General features: G+C 40.8%; 11 protein-coding genes. 7 read left to right on the top strand and 4 right to left on the bottom strand.

Going from position 1 to position 17,988, the window contains the following annotated elements; translation table 11 throughout:
• Window positions 1–151: 151 nt before the first annotated feature.
• Window positions 152–517 carry a beta/gamma crystallin-related protein gene (locus tag LC605_RS02655; RefSeq protein ID WP_229546027.1) on the bottom strand — a complete coding sequence of 122 codons (366 nt, stop codon included), beginning with the start codon at window positions 515–517 and terminating at the stop codon, window positions 152–154.
• Between the two features lie 592 nt (window positions 518–1,109).
• Window positions 1,110–1,454: a beta/gamma crystallin-related protein gene (locus LC605_RS02650; protein ID WP_229546026.1), complete on the bottom strand. Its 345-nt coding sequence runs from the start codon at window positions 1,452–1,454 to the stop codon at window positions 1,110–1,112.
• 617 nt (window positions 1,455–2,071) lie between these two features.
• Here LC605_RS02650 and LC605_RS02645 point away from each other — a divergent pair.
• Window positions 2,072–6,232: a filamentous hemagglutinin N-terminal domain-containing protein gene (locus LC605_RS02645; RefSeq protein WP_229546025.1), complete on the top strand. Its 4,161-nt coding sequence runs from the start codon at window positions 2,072–2,074 to the stop codon at window positions 6,230–6,232.
• Window positions 6,198–8,822, top strand: coding sequence for a CHAT domain-containing protein (locus LC605_RS02640; protein WP_229546024.1), 2,625 nt, complete (start codon window positions 6,198–6,200; stop codon window positions 8,820–8,822). The genes LC605_RS02645 and LC605_RS02640 overlap by 35 nt, the downstream gene beginning before the upstream one ends.
• A gap of 188 nt (window positions 8,823–9,010) precedes the next feature.
• On the opposite strand, the gene LC605_RS02635 is transcribed toward LC605_RS02640, so the two are convergent.
• On the bottom strand, window positions 9,011–9,844 hold the full coding sequence (locus LC605_RS02635; RefSeq protein ID WP_229546023.1) for a DUF928 domain-containing protein: 834 nt from the start codon (window positions 9,842–9,844) through the stop codon (window positions 9,011–9,013).
• 674 nt (window positions 9,845–10,518) lie between these two features.
• Here LC605_RS02635 and LC605_RS02630 point away from each other — a divergent pair.
• The 4 genes from LC605_RS02630 to LC605_RS02615 all read left to right on the top strand — a co-directional run bounded on the left by LC605_RS02630 (window position 10,519) and on the right by LC605_RS02615 (window position 15,673).
• Window positions 10,519–11,142, top strand: a complete 624-nt coding sequence (locus tag LC605_RS02630) for a DUF3859 domain-containing protein (protein WP_229546022.1) — start codon at window positions 10,519–10,521, stop codon at window positions 11,140–11,142.
• A gap of 1 nt (window position 11,143) precedes the next feature.
• Window positions 11,144–12,982 carry an asparagine synthetase B gene (locus LC605_RS02625; RefSeq protein WP_229546021.1) on the top strand — a complete coding sequence of 613 codons (1,839 nt, stop codon included), beginning with the start codon at window positions 11,144–11,146 and terminating at the stop codon, window positions 12,980–12,982.
• Window positions 12,970–14,223 (top strand): decarboxylase, encoded by a 1,254-nt coding sequence (locus LC605_RS02620; protein WP_229546020.1) that lies wholly within the window; start codon window positions 12,970–12,972, stop codon window positions 14,221–14,223. Before LC605_RS02625 ends, LC605_RS02620 begins: the two co-directional genes overlap by 13 nt.
• Before the next feature lie 523 nt (window positions 14,224–14,746).
• On the top strand, window positions 14,747–15,673 hold the full coding sequence (locus tag LC605_RS02615; protein WP_229546019.1) for a hypothetical protein: 927 nt from the start codon (window positions 14,747–14,749) through the stop codon (window positions 15,671–15,673).
• Here LC605_RS02615 and LC605_RS02610 read toward each other — a convergent pair.
• Window positions 15,670–17,427, bottom strand: coding sequence for an asparagine synthetase B (locus LC605_RS02610; protein WP_229546018.1), 1,758 nt, complete (start codon window positions 17,425–17,427; stop codon window positions 15,670–15,672). The two genes, LC605_RS02615 and LC605_RS02610, sit on opposite strands and share 4 nt — an antisense overlap.
• Window positions 17,428–17,463: 36 nt before the next feature.
• Between LC605_RS02610 and LC605_RS02605 the strand changes: the two genes are divergently transcribed.
• Complete coding sequence (locus LC605_RS02605) at window positions 17,464–17,787, top strand: amidase family protein (RefSeq protein ID WP_229546017.1); 324 nt, start codon at window positions 17,464–17,466, stop codon at window positions 17,785–17,787.
• Window positions 17,788–17,988: the final 201 nt, after the last annotated feature.

The raw sequence follows: 17,988 nt of genomic DNA, 5'->3' as shown, positions 1-17,988 counted from the left end.
AGACAAAAATCACTAGATTTGATGACGCTCTGAATAACCCAACATAGCCTAGACTATGTTGGGTTTCATTTCGTTCCAACCTCCCTACAAAAACTACTCAAAGAATGAGATGGAGTTGTTGGTAATTCCAAAGCGTAACGTCAGTTCGTCATTATCTAATGGTTGCTTGTGCTGAGGAAATGACATCATTATATACCCCTCCGTTTAAACTTGTGAGGTCAGAATATTCTCCTGGTCCCAAAATTATACCTGAACCACTAAAGTTAGCATCTGACCAAAATACCCATTGACCAGAGTAGACTTTAATTGACGATATTTTATCGTTCCAAAAATCACCGACGTAAGGCAAATCATTAGTAACGACACCTGATGTAGTTTTTCCAAAGTTTACATCTTCAAAAAATTCCATTGCTGCTCCACCCTGAATAGCAGCACCCTGCTCAGATGTCAGATCTTGAAAAAGTGGACTAATTTCAATGTTGTTCATACCTGCTCCGTGGTTGTTGATGTTAGACATTGTTTTTCTCCTGAGTTTAAAATTGTGTTTGAACTGAAGGTAATCGCTGGTTTAGCTTTCGCTTCTGATTCTTAATTGGTAGCAGTGACATGAGTTTATTCACTGTTAGGAATCAGAGGTTTTTTAGCTTTCGCTTCTGATTCTTAATTGGTAGCAGTGACATGAGTTTATTCACTATTTGGAGCCGCCGAGAGGACTTTGGATAAGCGCAAAGCAAGGCAGAGTCTTAATTGGCAAGAAAAATAACGTATAAGTCTTGAGCTTTCAATGAAGTTAGCTTAATATATTTTTACCTAATTCCAACTGCATTATTTTTGACAAAAATGCTTAGTTAGTATAAAATTTTTTGTTTCTTGTAAGTCATGCCAGTAGCGAGAAATTTGCTGATATCCTCATTTTGTGAATAAGTTGATTTTGCTGACACCTATACGGGAGCGATGCGATTTTGTTAGATCCGACTTTAATTCTCAGTTACAGAGCCAGATTCCCAATAAAAACAGTTATTTGGCTGCGAACGCACCCCTAAATAGGTGATTTAGCACCTGAATTTTAAGCATGTCACAAAATCGCATTGCTCCCGTGTTAGCTCAACCTATCTAATCCTCCTAAAGGATGTGATTGAATCATTAGGAATTATACCGAGACCAATATTTGCATAACGTCCTCGTCCCAAATCGGCAGAAACACCTCGAAATTGAGAATCTGTGTAGAATCTCCAAACACCCTCGTTGACTACAATCGAGGTAATACGGTCATTTACGCGATCGCCCACATTTCGAGTACCCTGGTTTGTCTGCACTAACAGCCTCCTAAAATTGCTGTCATCGTAGAGTTCCAATGCAGCACCGCCAGAAATAGCAGCAGCAGTTTCATGGGAAAGGTCTTGCACAGCTTCGATGCTGTAAAGGTCTTGGGTTTGGTTGTTGATGTTAGACATTCTTTTTCTCCTGAGTTTCAGATTGTGTTTGAACTGAAGGTAATCGCTGGTTTGCCTTGACTCTGATTCTTAATTGGTAGCAGTGACGTGAGTTTATTCACTGTTAGGAATCAGAGGTTTTTTAGCTTTCGCTTCTGATTCTTAATTGGTAGCAGTGACATGATTTTATTCACTGTCGGGAATCAGAGGTTTTTTAGCTTTGCCTTCTGATTCTTAATTGGTAGCAGTGACATGATTTTATTCACTGTCGGGAATCAGAGGTTTTTTAGCTTTGCCTTCTGATTCTTAATTGGTAGCAGTGACATGAGTTTATTCACTATTTGGAGCCGCCGGGAGGACTTTGGATAAGCGCAAAGCAAGGCAGAGTCTTGATTGGCAAGAAAAATAACGTATAAGTCTTGAGCTTTCAATGACGGTTAGCTTAATATATTTTTACCTAATTCTAACTGCATTATCCTTGACAAAAATGCTTATTTAGTATATGGGTTATTTTTTGTAAGTCATGCCAGTAGCGAGAAATTTGCTGATATCCTCATTTTGTGAATAAGTTGATTTTGCTGACACCTATACTTAATTGAGGCTGACAAGCTAAATTACCTTTTCAATAGGAGAGTGCAATGTCTTTTAGAACTGCGCATTTGGATTGGTTGCAAGGTTTAGGAATTGCGATTGGGAGTGCGATCGCCCTTTATGCAAATAGCGCAGTTGCCCAAATCACCCCAGATGGCACTCTACCAAATAATTCCAACGTCACATTAGAGGGTAATACCAGAATTATTGAGGGTGGAACCACAAGAGGGGGTAATCTGTTCCACAGCTTTGAGCAGTTCTCTGTTCCCAATGGCAGTACTGCTTTCTTCAATAATGCACCCGATATTCAGAACATCCTGACACGAGTCACGGGTAAGTCAATTTCTAATATTGATGGCTTAATTCGTGCTAACGGTACAGCCAACTTATTCCTGCTGAATCCCAATGGTATTGTTTTTGGGCAGAATGCACAGTTAAATATTGGCGGCTCATTTTCTGCAACTACGGCAGGCAGTTTCAAGTTTCCTAATGGCAGTACCTTCAGTGCTACTAATCCCCAAGCACCGCCATTACTGACGGTAAATATTACACCTGGGTTGCAGTATGGAACAAGTCAGCCAGGAGCGACTATTATCAACACCGGAAATTTAGCACCCAAGCAAGACCTGACATTAGTAGCTGACAAACTTGATTTGCAGGGACAGTTAAAAGCAGGCAGAGATTTAACACTGCGAGCTACTGGTACAGTTCGGGTGCGAGACAGTGTGACAACTTTGTTTTTAGCTCAAGCAGGTGGTAATCTCACAATTGAGGGAAATCAAGGAATTGATATTCTAGCGCTAAATCATCCAACGCAAACACCGTTTGTGAGTGGAGACGATTTCAGCTTAATCAGTGATGGAATTATTTCTCTTGATGCTCGTGTTGCCAGTGGTGGGAATTTTTCGCTCAGGAGTGTATCGGGGGAGCTGGCAAACTTTGTGAGCCTTTATGACCCAATAATCAGCAGCAATGGCGATGTGGATGTTGCAGGTAGCTATGCAGGTGCATCTTTGTTAGTTGAAAGCAAGGGTAATATTCGCTTTGGGGGTGATATAAATATTACTAGACCTGATACTGACGGTTTAGTTGTTGGACAAGATACCTCCATAAGCAAGAGTACAGCGTTAATTATGCGTTCTGGGCAGAATACTCTAGCTTATGGGGGTATTAATGATGGCGAAGTACCTGCCTTGAATAGTGGAACTGTGCCAGAGGGAATTACTTTAGGTGGAGATGTTTCCTTACAGCCGTTTAATGGCACTGGGGGGATAGTTAGCTTAACAACAGCATCCGGGGATGTGAGTACTAAAGGAATTACAACTAATGGGGGTGCGATCGCTATTAACAGTGCTGGGGCAATAAAAACCAATGAACAAGACTTGGTTACAATTAATGGCGCGAATAATGGAGGTGACATTAGCTTAAAAGCTACCAACGGCAACATAACTACTAATAACTTGTTCTCTTACTCGCGTTCTAATTCTGGCAATGCGGGAAATGGAGGCAACATCAGCCTTGAAGCTAAAAACGGCAGTATTACTACGGGTAAACTCAACGCAAATACTTTTCAAATCAACTCTGGCAATGGCGGCAAGATTATGCTTCAAGCGGAGGGTGATATTACTACCACAGGAATGAGGTCAGATGGTGGTAAGTTTGGCATAAGCGGGGATATCACCATCAACAGTGACACAGGAACAATTTTGATTAATGGCGGCAAGATTAACAGCGAGAACTATGGAACACTCAAGGGCGGTGATATCAACATCACAGCTACAGCAGGGTCGGTCTTCTTGAGGAATCGCGCTCGACTTTCTGCCAGCACTAGGGGACAAGGGGATGCAGGCAGTGTAAATATATTTGCCCGCGATACCGTCTCATTTGATGATATTAGTGCGGCATCTACAAGCACAGAGACTAACTCCACAGGCAACGGTGGTGATATCAACATCACAGCTACAGCAGGATCGGTCTTCTTGAGGAATGGCGCTCAACTTTCTGCCAACACTAGTGGACAAGGGGATGCAGGGAATGTGGTAATTAATGCACGTGAGAAGGTTTCCTTTGATGGGGCTGTTGCTATTATCTCCCCCAACGGTGCTTTCATACCCTTCCGGAGCGGTGCTTTCAGCAACGTACAACAGACTGGAGTTGGAAAAGGTGGAAATATTCAAATTAGCGCTGATTCTGTATCTGTAACCAATGGCGCTCAACTTTCTACCAGTACCTATGGACAAGCGGATGCAGGCAACAGTGGTGGCATTAGCATTGACACTGGGACGCTCACCGTTGCTCATAATTCTGAACTTAATTCTAGCATTACTCCCGGTGGAAGAGGTCGGGCAGGCGATATTAACATCAAAGCCCGCGATTTAGTTTTATTTGATGGTGGGTTTGCACTTAGCAGGTTGGAAAAAGGAGGCAGTGGTAGCGCAGGTAATATTCGCATTACTACAGATGGGTCTGTCCGGGTGACGGGTATCCCTTCAAGTGTTGCCAAAGACCAGACCGGTCAACTGGTGTCCGCCACTTTTGGAGAGGGGGATGCGGGCAGTATAACGATCAAAGCTGGTAATAACGTCGAGTTTGATGGTAGAGGCAGTGATGCATATACCCTTGTGGCTGGGGATAGGGGAGTGGGCAATGCGGGTAACATCACAATCAATAGTCAATCCCTCGCGGTGAGAAATGGTGCTAGATTGGTTGCTCGCACAGAAAACCGAGGAGATGCAGGCAGCGTCAACATAATTGCAAAGGATTCGGTTTCGCTTAACAATGGGTTCATTGACAGCCTAGTTACAAGAGAAGCAGTCGGCAAAGGTGGTGATATCAACATCAGAGCTGGTTCTCTATCTTTAACCAATGGCGCTAAAATTCAAACCGATACCAGTGGACAAGGGAATGCAGGTAAGATTGAAATTAACGCCTCTGATTTCGTGGGTGTCTCGGGAAGCTCTGGACTATTTACATCTACCGCTTCCAATAGCGGTGGACAAGCGGGTGACATCACGGTGAATGTCCCAGAAATCCAGCTATCTGGCTCCAATAGCGGTCTGTTCGCCCAAACAAGCAGTACAGGTAATGCTGGTAAACTTATTTTGCAACCTCTTGGTAACGAACAAAACTTAAAAGTAAATTTTCAAAGTGGAGCGCAGATATCAGCATCTACCAGTAGTAGCGGTCAAGGTGGAACCTTAACAATAACTGCCCCTGAATCTATTACCCTCACTGGCAATGGCTCAATTATATCCGCTGAAACTACAGGCGCTGGCAATGGCGGAGACTTAACTTTGAGGACAGGAAAATTAGTAGCACGGGATGGGGCGCAAGTTACAGTCAGCAGCGCAAATTCTGGGAAAGCTGGCAACCTAACTGTAGATGCTAACTCTATTTTGCTGGACAACAGGGCGAAAATTAACGCCGATACTCAAGGAGGTGGGGGAAATATCTTTCTCAATTCACCTTTATTATTACTGCGTCATGGTAGCAGTATTACCACTAACGCCAGTGGTAATGATATCACTGCTGGTAACATCACAATTGATGCCAAAAATGGCTTTATCATCGCCGTTCCCAATGAAAATAGCGACATTAGAGCAGATTCCGCTAAGTCCCGTGGCGGGAATGTCACCATCAAAAATATTGCAGGGATCTTTGGCATCCAGTCCCGAAATGAGCCTTCCCCAAACACAAGTGATATTACCGCCACAGGAGCAACGCCTGATTTAAGCGGCAATATAGAAATTACTCGACCTGATGTAAACCCTAGTAATGGTTTAGTCGAACTCTCAATTAATCTAGTTGATGCTTCTAACCAAATTTCCAATGCTTGCACACCTGGAACTCGGCAATTCCAAAATACATTTGTGGCAACAGGACGCGGCGGACTACCCATGAGTCCTACTGAACCATTACAAGATGCAAGTACTGTGTCTACTTGGGTGAAATTAAGACCAGAACCAGAAAACTTCGCAAACACAACAACTCAACCACAATTAACAGCAGTTTCAACTGCTCCCATTCCTGCTACAATTCCAATTGTGGAAGCTTCTGGCTGGGTAATCGATCGCAATGGAAACATAGAACTAGTAGCACAAGTTCCTCAACTCAACCCCCACAGCCCTTGGCAAACACCTGCTGACTGTCCTGTATCTCAGGGAGGTGTCAAATATGGCAAAACTTCAGATGCCAAAGCGAGCCGTTAGATTTGCAGTAACTCCCGTAGTCCTATTTACTCTTGCTATTTTCCTGACTATTATCCCTAGCACATTTGCTAAACAACAAAAGACAAATTCACCAGACGAGTTTCACATCCAAACGAATAAACCCCCAGCAGCAATACTACAGGCACTTCTTGAGCAAGGAGAAGTGTTTTATCAAACTGGACGTTTTACTGAAGCAGTAAATGTTCTACAACAAGCTGCCCGTAGCTATCAACGAGAAAGCAATAACCTCGCACAAGCCGCAGCGCTGACTAACCTATCTCTTGTATACCAGCAACTCGGCTCATGGAAAGAAGCTGATGCAACTATTGACAATAGCTTAAATTTACTCGGCTGGAATAAGATAAATCAAAAGTTAAATCTTAACAATCCAAAATCTGAATTGTTAGAAATTCTGGCACAAACTCTAAATATTCAGAGCGAATTGCAACTAGCACAGGGACAAACTGATGCATCTATAAAAACATCACAACAAGCAGAGCAAATCTGGAAGAAATTAGGTGACAATGCTGGAGTAACGCGCAGCCGGATTAACCAAGGACAAGCTCTACGAGTTGCTGGCTTTTACCGCCGTAGTTTAGATATATTGAATGAAGTATCCCAACAATTAATTTCTCAACCTGACTCAATTATAAAAGTAACAGCCTTGCGATCGCTTGGTAATGTCCAGCAACAATTAGGCGAACTTGAGTCATCCCAGAAAAACTTACAACAAAGCTTAGAAATCGCTCAACGTCTACAACTGCCTCTAGAAATTAGTTTGACGGAATTTAGCCTCGGTAACACTGCTAGGTCGTTAAGTAATATTAAAGAGGCGATCGCTCATTATGAAAATGCTGCCAAAATTGCACCAAACCCTCTAGCCAAAGTTCAAGCCCTGATTAATCAGCTGAGTTTGCTTATCGAAAACGAACGTATCACTGAAGCAAAGTCATTAATACCCATAATCCAATCTCAAGTCCCCAATCTACCTACCAATCAAGCTGGTATTTATGCACGGATCAATTTTGCTCAGACCTTGACTACAATTGGTAACAAAAAAGACATTGCAGAGATTCTGGCAAGTAGCGTTCAGCAAGCCAAAATAATCGGCGATGAACGTGCCGAATCCTATGGACTGGGCAGCTTGGGAGAAGTTTACGAGCAGAACCAACAATTGCAAGAAGCACAGAATTTGACGCAACAAGCATTATTTATGGCTCAAAAAATTGATGCCTCAGATATAGCTTATCGCCTTGAGTGGCAGTTAGGACGCTTACTCAAAGCACAGGGAAATATCCCAGCCGCCATATCTGCTTATGATGTTGCTGTAACAACTCTTCAGTCTCTTCGCAGCGATTTAGTTGCAGTTAATCGAGACGTGCAGTTCAATTTTCGCGATCGCATAGAACCTCTTTATCGGCAGTCTGTAGAACTGATTTTACAAGAGATTGGACAAGGAAAACCAGATTTAGATAAAGCACGACAGCGAATTGAAGCCTTGCAAGTTGCAGAACTCGACAATTTTTTCCGAGAAGCTTGCTTGAGCAATCAATTTGTGGTGTTGGACAAATTAGTAGACCGCGACAACCCGAATACTGCGATTTTCTACCCGATTATTCTAGATAACCATTTAGAAATTATTATCAAACTTCCCAATCAACCGTTGATACATAAAACTTCTAAAGTCAATCGTCAGCAATTAGAGCAAGTTATTACAAAAATACGAGAGACCATAGTCGAACCCGATGCTAATCAGAAATTTAAAGCAGCTTCTCAACAGCTTTATAATTGGTTAATCAAACCAGTTGAAACAGACCTCAAAAATACTAAAGTTAATACTCTAGTCTTTATTCCAGATGGGTTGCTGCGAAATATCCCGATGTCTGCATTGTATGATGGGGCATTGTATTTAGTCCAAAAATACTCTGTAGCTATTAGCCCCGGACTGCAACTATTTACTCCCAAACCTTTAGCACACAAAAAATTAAATGCCCTGGTTGGAGGACTATCACAACCACCCAAAAATGAAAAGTTTGCACCACTTCCCAACGTTTTGGTTGAACTGAAATTAATTCAGGAATCAGGCGTATCGACAACTACATTGTTGGATGAAAATTTTACTAGTACAAATTTAGCAAAAACTATCAACGCTCAAGCTTTTAGAGTTGTTCACTTGGCAACTCACGGGCAATTTAGCTCTAAGGCAAAAGACACTTTTATCTTAGCAGCTGATGGACGCATCAATGTGAGTGAATTAGATAGCTTGCTCAAAAGTAGAGAGCAAAAACGAACAGAGCCAGTTGAATTACTTGTTTTGAGTGCTTGCGAAACAGCAGCAGGAGATAACCGGGCTGCGTTGGGATTAGCAGGAGTTGCCCTGCGTGCTGGTGCGCGGAGTACTTTAGCCTCCTTATGGCAAATTGGTGATAACTCGACAGCTTTGTTCATTGAGGAATTTTACCATCAGTTAGTGATTGGTAAAACTACAGCAGAAGCTTTACGCTTTGCTCAATTAAAATTACTTGAAGCTCCTGAATATAACCGTCCGATGTACTGGGCACCCTACGTTATAGTTGGTAATTGGTTGTAGAAATCTAGGCTTATAGCGGTTCTCGCTTGGGTGCAGTACAGTTTTGACCTCTCTCCAAACCTCTCTCCTAAGAGGAGAGAGGCTTTGAATCTTACTCCTCTTCCCTTGAAGGGAAGGGGCTGGGGGTTAGGTCTGTATTCTATGCAATTGAGAACCGCTATATAGATACTTTACTGGATATGAAATTATTAGCGGGTTGGTAATTTCACTAGAGGCATCGTAGCAATATTACCCAAATTGATGGATTGCAATAAACTTTGCCAATCTTCTTCAACAGATGCATCTCTATAATTAGAAATGCGTATTTGTGTTAGCATATTTAAAGCATCAAACCAAATCCCTTTTTCAGCATAGATTATAATCTTCTGCCGAGGCTCATTTGCGGCTTCTATTTGTTGGATAACACGAGAATCTAAATTAACTCTTTTAATGTTCCCTTCGACATATACAGGAATGCTTGCTGCCTCTTTGTTACAATGTACTTTTAAATACCAACGATATGTCTTATCTACTTGTAACGAAGCAGCAGTATTAGAGAGAGAAATACCAATGACACTTGGCTTTGAAGGTAGGGCGATCGCATTTCTATAAACATCATTTTCGGCGCTATCCTGTAAGCTAAATTCAGCGCTTGAGTTAGACAAATTCTTAGTGTAAGGGATATAAAACCAAAACGTAGGCCGTTCTGAAGTGGTTAGTCCCTCTACAATCCCAACAATTGACTTGTTTTCCTGTTCCCCAACCTTTTGTTCCTCTTGAAATGGTACTAAGGCAGTGAGGGGGGTTGGAACCGCAGGGCAATTATCTCGACTACCCATTCCTGCTCTACGCCCAGATATAGGACTTAATGAAGCAGGTGCTTTTGGCAAAATAAAAACTGGTCGAGAAGTAGGTTGTTGAGGTAAAGTCCTACCTTTGCTTGGTTGCACAGGCTGCTTAGTCGTTGCTAGTTGTTTAGTTTGGCCTATTACCTTTGTTGGATAATAGGTGACGCTGCTCAAGATCAGAGCAATTGTTAGCATCCATTTCATATTCCTAGATGCTAGCAGTATAAACGCATAGATACTCTTAGACATTTTACTCTCCTATTAAAAAGGAAATTTAGCTTGCAATCCTCTATTAACTAGACGTATCAGCACAATCAATTTATGCATAAGCGAGGATATCAACAAATTTCTAGCTACTGATATGACTTGCAAAAAAATAATCCCTGCTCGTAAAACAGACATTTTGTCAAGTATAGTAAGGTTGAAATTAGGTTCAAAAAATTAAGCTAACCGTCATTGAAAACTCAAGACTTATAGCTTTCCTTTTAACCTCTCCCCGTTGGCGTCAGCCTGTCGTCAGACAAGGGTCGAGTGACAGCAACAAAAGTTTTTCCGCTTCCCTCTCCTACAAGGAGAGGGTTAGGGAGAGGTAGGGAAGGGGCTGGGGGTTAGGTCTCATAATTGTGGTTCATTTACCTGAAAATCGCTGTAAAGTTGAAAAAACCGGAAATTGACAAGGAGCAGTTGTAGCTAAACTAGAAGCAAAAATCTTTTTTATGCAAAAAGGCGAGTGGGCGATCGCTATTTTATATCTATAAAAACTCTCCTAGTTATGCTGTGAAGGTATTTCTTTGACACACAACCTCAAACAAAGCTATTTTGGCAGAAAGAAAATTAAACGCTTTTTTATGTAGGAGTGCTGCTTGATCATGAAAGAGAGACTAACTACAGAGCAACTAACGCAGATCATCGCTGAAGTTGGAAACCTGCAAGCACGAAAAGAAGCAGAAATTGAACCTGAACAAGTCAAGCAAATTTTACAGGAATTAGGTTTAGCACCGAATTTGCTAGATGAAGCGCTCGTTCAAGTGCAGCGTCAGCAAGTTTTGAAAGTACAGCAAAAACGTAATCGGACAATTGCTATTGGGGTCATTGCTGCTGTAGCGATGGCGATTATGGGTACTTTATTTACTATTGGACAGCATAATTCTACTCTTGAGCGAGTCTCGACTCAAAGAAACCGAATTACTCTCACCCAAGATGACGGTAGTGACCTCAGAAATATCTCCCGCCAGAACAGTCCAGAAGTCTTTTACCGCGTGACGTTAAAAGATACACCCGTGGGTCAAAAGCTAAATTTAACCTGCAATTGGATTAATCCTAATGGTGAAATTGTCAAGCAAAACCGCTATCAAACCCGTGAAATTGACAAATCGATCTGGGATACTCAGTGTCGTTACATCATCGGTTCTGCATCGACTCCAGGTAAGTGGAAGGCACAAATATTTCTCCAAGATCGCCAACTTAGCGAAACAGAATTTGAAGTGAAATAGTATGGAAAACATTCCGCCGGGTGAAAAGATAAATCAGCCTCAGCAATTTATTGGATATTGGGGTTATGGTTCAGGGCGCGAGTTAGAAGCGCGGTTAAATATTATCAAAACGCTGCACACCACTTCTCACCAATTATTGAATCTCGACTCGCTATCCGAGAATAACTACCCGATTTGGAATGTTGTTTATATTGCTATTTCACAAGAATCAATCTTGCCAATTAATTGTCCAATTCATCATTCAGAAGGAGTAGCAGGTATATCTGCATCTGGAATATCTACTTACTTACACTCTGATAGTTCATTTTTACCTGATGTTTGGGTAAAATTACACCGAAGCGATCGCTTAATTTTAGGACGAGAACCTTTTGGAAAAGTCCCCTTGTATTGGATACAACAAGAACAAGTCATTTGGTTTGCATCGCGTCTGCAACTGCTGTTGAAAGTTGTTGAAAATCTGGAAGTCAACATTCCGGGTTTATACGGTTATTCTTGTTTTTCTTATGTTCCCAATCCCCTAACACCGGTGAATCAAATATTTGCAGTTCCGGCGGGAGAGGAGTTAGTTTGGCAAAGTCAATCTGAGTCACAAAAGCTTTCAACACCAATTTCTCAACCTTTATTACAATGGCGTCAAGCAGGTGTGCAAATAAAAGATGAAACAACGTCCGTCAAAGAACTACAAACTCTGCTTCAACAAGCTGTTGAACGGCAAATTTCTGACTTAAAAGATGAGCCTGTAGGCGTTTTTCTCTCTGGGGGATTAGATTCTTCTGTTGTCGCCGCCTTACTGGTGCAAGCGGGGATAAAGGTGATTGGTTATACCTTGGATTTTGGTAACGCAGGTATTTCTGAATCTCTTTATGCCGAAATTGTCGCCCAACATTTGCAAATTCCTTTAGTAAAAGTTGATGCCAATCCGCATCAAATCCAGAAGGCTTTAATTCCGACTGTACAGGCGCTAGATTTGCCTTTTGGCGATGGCGTGACAGTTCCGTTGTTTCTTTTAGGACAAAGGGCTAGGCAAGATACTAGGGTGATTTTTAACGGCGAAGGTGGCGATCAATTGTTTGCAGGTTGGACGAATAAACCTTTAATAGCAGCAGGGATTTACGAAAGCGAAAATCTCTCTATCCAAGAAAATTTTATCAAACAATATCTCCGCACTTTTCATCGTCTTGGGGGTTACGAGGCTCAAATTTACCAGCCACATATTTATGATCAGATACAAAATTTACATCCAGAAGATTGGATTGCAGAAGCACTTGACCCTGAGTATTGCACAGCTGTCCTGCATCGCTTGCGTCGTGCCAGTTTGATGTTGAAAGGGTCACAAAATATACATCCGCGTGCCACTGCTTTAGGATTTGTTCATGGGTTGTTTGTGCGATCGCCTTTCTGCGATTTACCATTGGCTGAGTGGACGTTTCAAGTATCTGGAGAACTGTGTTTGCAGGGAGTTTGTGAAAAATATATCCTGAAGCGAACCGTAGAAAACTTATTACCTTCAGAAATTGTTTGGCGACAAAAGCGTGGTATGGGAGTTCCTTTAACCTCTTGGTGTTTGAATGAGTTTTGGAATCAGATTGGGAACTGGTTAAATCCTGGTAAACTTCGTTTAGAAAACCGCTTTTCTCCCCATCTTGCAGCACAAATCGCTGGTGGGAAGTTGGGCGCTACTATTCAAGGTCGTCGGATTGGTGAAATTCTCTGGTTGCTGATTATATGGCAACTTTGGCGAGTGTATGTTTTTGGTGAAGAACCGGGTCAAGAATCTTTTGATCATCCATTTTGGATACCACAAAAACTATGGAGATTTCCGAAAACATGGCAAGCTTAGAAACAAGTTATGAGTTAGGAGTTGAAAGTGAGAAATTAAATTATTCATCGAGTTATCTTCCTTTCTCTCAAGAACTTGCTCAAGAGTTACTAAATACTTATGATTCACCTCTCTACATTTACCAAGCTGACATCTTAAATCAAACCATCACACGCATCACCGAGGCTTTTTCTTATCCTCAGACTCAATTTCGCTTTGCTAGTGTTACCAATGGCAATATATCACTACTGCAAATTTTTCGCGCCGCAGGTTGGGGATTACACGCTAATACCCCTGGAGATATTTATCTGGGATTACAAGCAGGTTTTTCACCAGAAAAAATTGTCTACAGTGGGAGTAATTTAAATCGTGTTGAGATGGAACAAGTTTTAAATTGGGGTGTCAGAACTCTCAATTTGGACAGTATTTCTCAGTTGCAACTGTGTTGCGAAGTCTATAAATCTCTTACTCCTTCATTTACACCTCGCTTAGGATTGCGTCTGAACTTACCAGAAATTACTGGTGATAGCCGTATTGGTGTACGTCCAGAAGAATTTGCTGATGCGATCGCAGTTACTCGTCAAGTAGGATTAAAACTTAGTGGGTTGCATTTTTATCGAGGTACAGGTACTAATGCGACAGCAGCCTTTACCAATGTAATTGATCAGGTAATAGCCACAGCAAAACTTTTACCAGATTGGGAATATCTAGATTTTGGCGGTGGTTTTGGCTATCCATATCATCATGATGGTGCAGCTTTTAACTGGGAAACTTTTGGTGCAGATTTGAGCGACCAAATCAGTCGTTTAGGAAGAAGTATTGAGTTAGTTCTTGAACCTGGACGAGCTGCGATCGCTGGATGTGCTACTCTACTTACCAAAGTGGTTTCGGTAAAATGGCAGTCAGAAAAACAAATTATTGGAGTAGATACTACCGTTGCTAATCTCTCTGTTCCCGCAGTACATGGCGGTTATCGAGAAATTGTCGCGTGGAAAGAATCAAAATCCAAAACTTACTTGACAGATGTGTGTGGAAACACAACTTATTCACGAGATTATTTAAGCCGAAACTGTTATTTACCTGCGTTAGCAATTGGCGATATTATCGGTATTTTAGATGTTGGTGCTTATGGTTATGCGATGTCATCACACTTTTTACATCGTCCTAAACCTGCGGAGGTTTTATTAGAAAAAGGTACACATCGCTTGATTCGTTGGCGGGAAGATTACAGTATTTTATTAGCAAATCAGGTGTTGAAATAAGTTTGTCATTTGTTATTCAGAGGAATTTCAGATTTGTTTACGCAAAGTATATAAGTAAGTCAGAGGGAATAAAACGTAAATATGCCCCAAATCCCTACCAATAAGCAATATTTCGAGAGTTAACGACAAGGAGAAAATTACCACTATGAAATGTATTAAATGCGGAACTGATAATAAGCTGAAGAACAGAACAGATAATCAAGGACGGTGTATTGAATGTCAGCATCCGTTTGTCTTTGAACCGACGAGCATGGGTACTGTTAAGATTACTGACCCCTTTTTTGCGAAGGCTATTGCTGACAGTTCCGCGAATAACACTTTGTTTTTTACTTCTAAACAGTTATTTTATTTATTAGATAGTCGTCTTAAAAAGAAACCATTTAATATAATAAGTTTGGGTTGTGGATATCTTTTTTTAAATGTCTGGGCTACACTTCTTTTTGGTTCATTTCTCAGCTTTATATTTGGATCTAATTCCTTGATTATTGTAAATTTAATCTATCAATCATGGGTAATTTTTTATTTGTTTAATAACACTAATTCTAGTAAGCTCAACAATGCTAGTCGTCAGGTAAGTGCTAAAGCTTTACAAAGACTAGGAATTTTTATTCTAATCATAGGAATATTGGTAAGTCTGTTTGTATTTAATTCATTCCCTCTATTTGCCATTGTTGTTTTTCTGGGAATGCTATCTGTATATTTGGGGACTCGACAGTTAGGTAGAATTGGATTAGTAGCACAGGAATTTTTATTTTCTCAATCCGAATTTCAAGATTGGTTAAATCGTTGGGAACAAATCAATGGCTCAATTCTGAAAATTCTTCCTTCCCCACGTCAGCAAATTGCACCTGTAGCAATTAATTCTGATGTGACGGCTTACAGTTTTGATAGGTTAGTAGTTTGCGATAGTGCAGCTATTGCTCAACTACTAATTGCTAATAATTTTCACTTTGAAAATAACTGTGCAATTCTCAGCATTACCGGATATCCTGAAAGCATTTTTAACACCACGATGCAAATGCTGCGCCGCAATCCAGAATTGAAAGTCTATGCCTTGCATGATTGTAGTCCCCAAGGCGTTGGTTTAGTTCACCAACTCCGTACTAGTCCTAATTGGTTCAGGGATAGCAACGTTGCAATTATTGATGTGGGATTATTACCACGTCAGATTATTGCTACGAAGCGGGGAATGTTTATTCAATCTTCTAATGATTCGGCGCAAAAAGCTAAAAAGTTAGCTGGGGAAATTCGTCAGAGTTTATCAGATGAAGAATTAGCATGGCTGGAATCTGGTAATTTTGTGGAATTAGAATCATTTAGTCCTCAAAAATTGATTCAAATTTTGAATCGCGGCATAATTAATAGTTGGACTTTAGATAACGATGACAGCAGCTTGATTTTAGTTGGTGATTCCGGAAATTCTATGTATGTTGTGGAAAGCTTTGGTTAGTTCTGTGATTTTCGATTGACTTGCAACCATATTTCTAAACTAACAAGTAACCACAGTTTTACACCATAGCGATTCCAAGTATCGCCTTGATAGTTTAACCAATTGCGAATTGGTAATTGGTTAAAATAAGGAGCGATCGCTGCATGACGATTCAGCAATAAATCTCTGGCTTGTTGTTGCCAATATTTCTGAAATCCTAACTGTACTGGCACCATCATCCCACTTTTTGGACGATGAATAATGGTATCTGGTAAAATATCTGCGATCGCTTGTTTTAAAACTGCTTTTTCTAACACTCCCAAAAGCTTATACTCTGGAGGAATTGTCATACTTAACTCTACAACTCGCTGATCAAATAAAGGAGAACGACCTTGCAAATCAGCAGATTGAGTCAAGTTACTTACTTTCGTGAGAATTTGGTCAGCACCTTTAAATTTAATATTCATTGCCATCAAACGATTCAGATAGCTGGCTTGGGAATATAAATCTTCTTCAAAAATCCAAGGTGCTGTTTGTATTGCTGTCAAAACTTCTGGTTTTAAAAGTTGCGGTAAGTCAGCAGCGCACTTTTGAAAAGAAATTAAATAAGCTTGTAATGAATCTTGATTCGTGACAGAACCATATAAACTATTAATCAGCATTGGCTGATTTTTGGGGCCACCAAAACAGGGGTCGCCACCTTCACCATTTAAAACTACTTGTACACTTTTTCGGGCTAGTTGTCCTAGCAAAAGATTAGGAATAGTTAATGGGTCGCCAATGGGGTCATCTAAATACACCATTGTTTGGGGTAAACGTTCCCACATATCCGCAAAAGTAATTTCTAAAATGTGATGCTGCGTTTGACAATGAGTTGCAACAAGGCTGGAAAATTCTAACTCATTGGGACATTCAGGGCCAAAATGAATTGAGAAAGTATGGACTGGAGAACTATGGAATTTTGCTGCTAAAGCAGTGATACCACTAGAGTCCAAACCACCTGAAAGAAAGACCCCAACCGATTCGTTTTGTGGTGGTAAATATTCTTGAATAACTTGGTCTAGCAGTTCTCGCAAGCGATCGCCATGCCATACTAAAGGTTGATCTATGGCTGTAATCTGTTCTTGCAACTGCCAATAAGTTTGAACCTTGTTGTCGGGAAATTGTAAAGCGGTTCCAGGTCGCAGTTCCCGCACCTGTTCCCAAAGCGTTCTTTCTCCTGGAACAAAGGCACAACAAAGGTAATCTCGCAAAGCCACCAAATCCAAATCAGAGGAACGATAAGGTGATAAAGTCCTTAATTGAGGTGCAATCCAACGAACCGCACCAGTATTAGTGTAGTAGAGAGTACGGCTACCGATGCGATCGCGAATCAACTGCAACACCTGTTTTTCTCGATCCCAAACCACTAGTGCAAACATTCCCACAAGTTGCTTAAGACTTTCATTACCCCATCGTTCCCAAAGATTAGCAACTAGTTGCAGATAATTTCCTCTAAAGCTATCTGGTTCAATTCCCAACTGTTCTAGCAACTGCACTTGGTTAGTTAACCAAATATCACCAACAACAACAAATTGTTTTCCAGAACTGATTGCTAATTTCTCTGTCATAAATCCAGAAACGGTGCGTGGCAAAATTACCACAAATTTTTCATCTCGCCAAGCTATGTCTTCATAACTTGTATCAACTTCTCCCCAAGCTACACGCCAAGTCGGGTTAGGATTGATGAATAAGTTTTTAGAAGATTTACGGCTTTTAAAGGCATCAAATAGCATGAGGAAATTTTCACGTAATTGCAGTATGAATCATAGATGCAAGCAGATTCTATCCCTAAAACCATCGTACAAGCAAGTCAGCAAATGCAAAGTGGCTTGTTAACTTCAACAGCCTTAGTCAAATATTACCTTGAACGGATTCAAAAGTTAAATCCTATACTCAATGCTTTTATTACTGTTCTAGAACAACAATCTCTAGAAACTGCTGCTCAACTAAGTAAGTTGGCGCGAAAAAACCTAAATATGTTACGAAACGTAAATAGGGTTAAAACCCTTGTAAATGACGAAGGACAAATGACAAATGACAGCCTTAGCCAGTTAGCTACAAAATTAGATGCGCTTACCCTGGTGGCAGACTGAATAACTGCCTACCCCTGATTATTGAGCTGATACTATTGAACGTTGATAAGCAAAGCTGGAAGCACAGATATTCTGACAGTTAAGACAGTTAAGACAGTTAAGACAGTTAAGACAGTTAAGACAATAATTATTTGCTATTTATTGCATAGTTTATATATTGAAATCGTGTTAAAGTAGCAAATGATTATATTATGAAAACAA

Source organism: Nostoc sp. CHAB 5836 (assembly GCF_020829445.1).
Taxonomy (GTDB): Bacteria; Cyanobacteriota; Cyanobacteriia; order Cyanobacteriales; family Nostocaceae; genus Nostoc.
The sequence above is the reverse complement of the archived record's forward strand: the minus strand, read 5'-3'. Positions and strand labels throughout refer to the sequence as shown.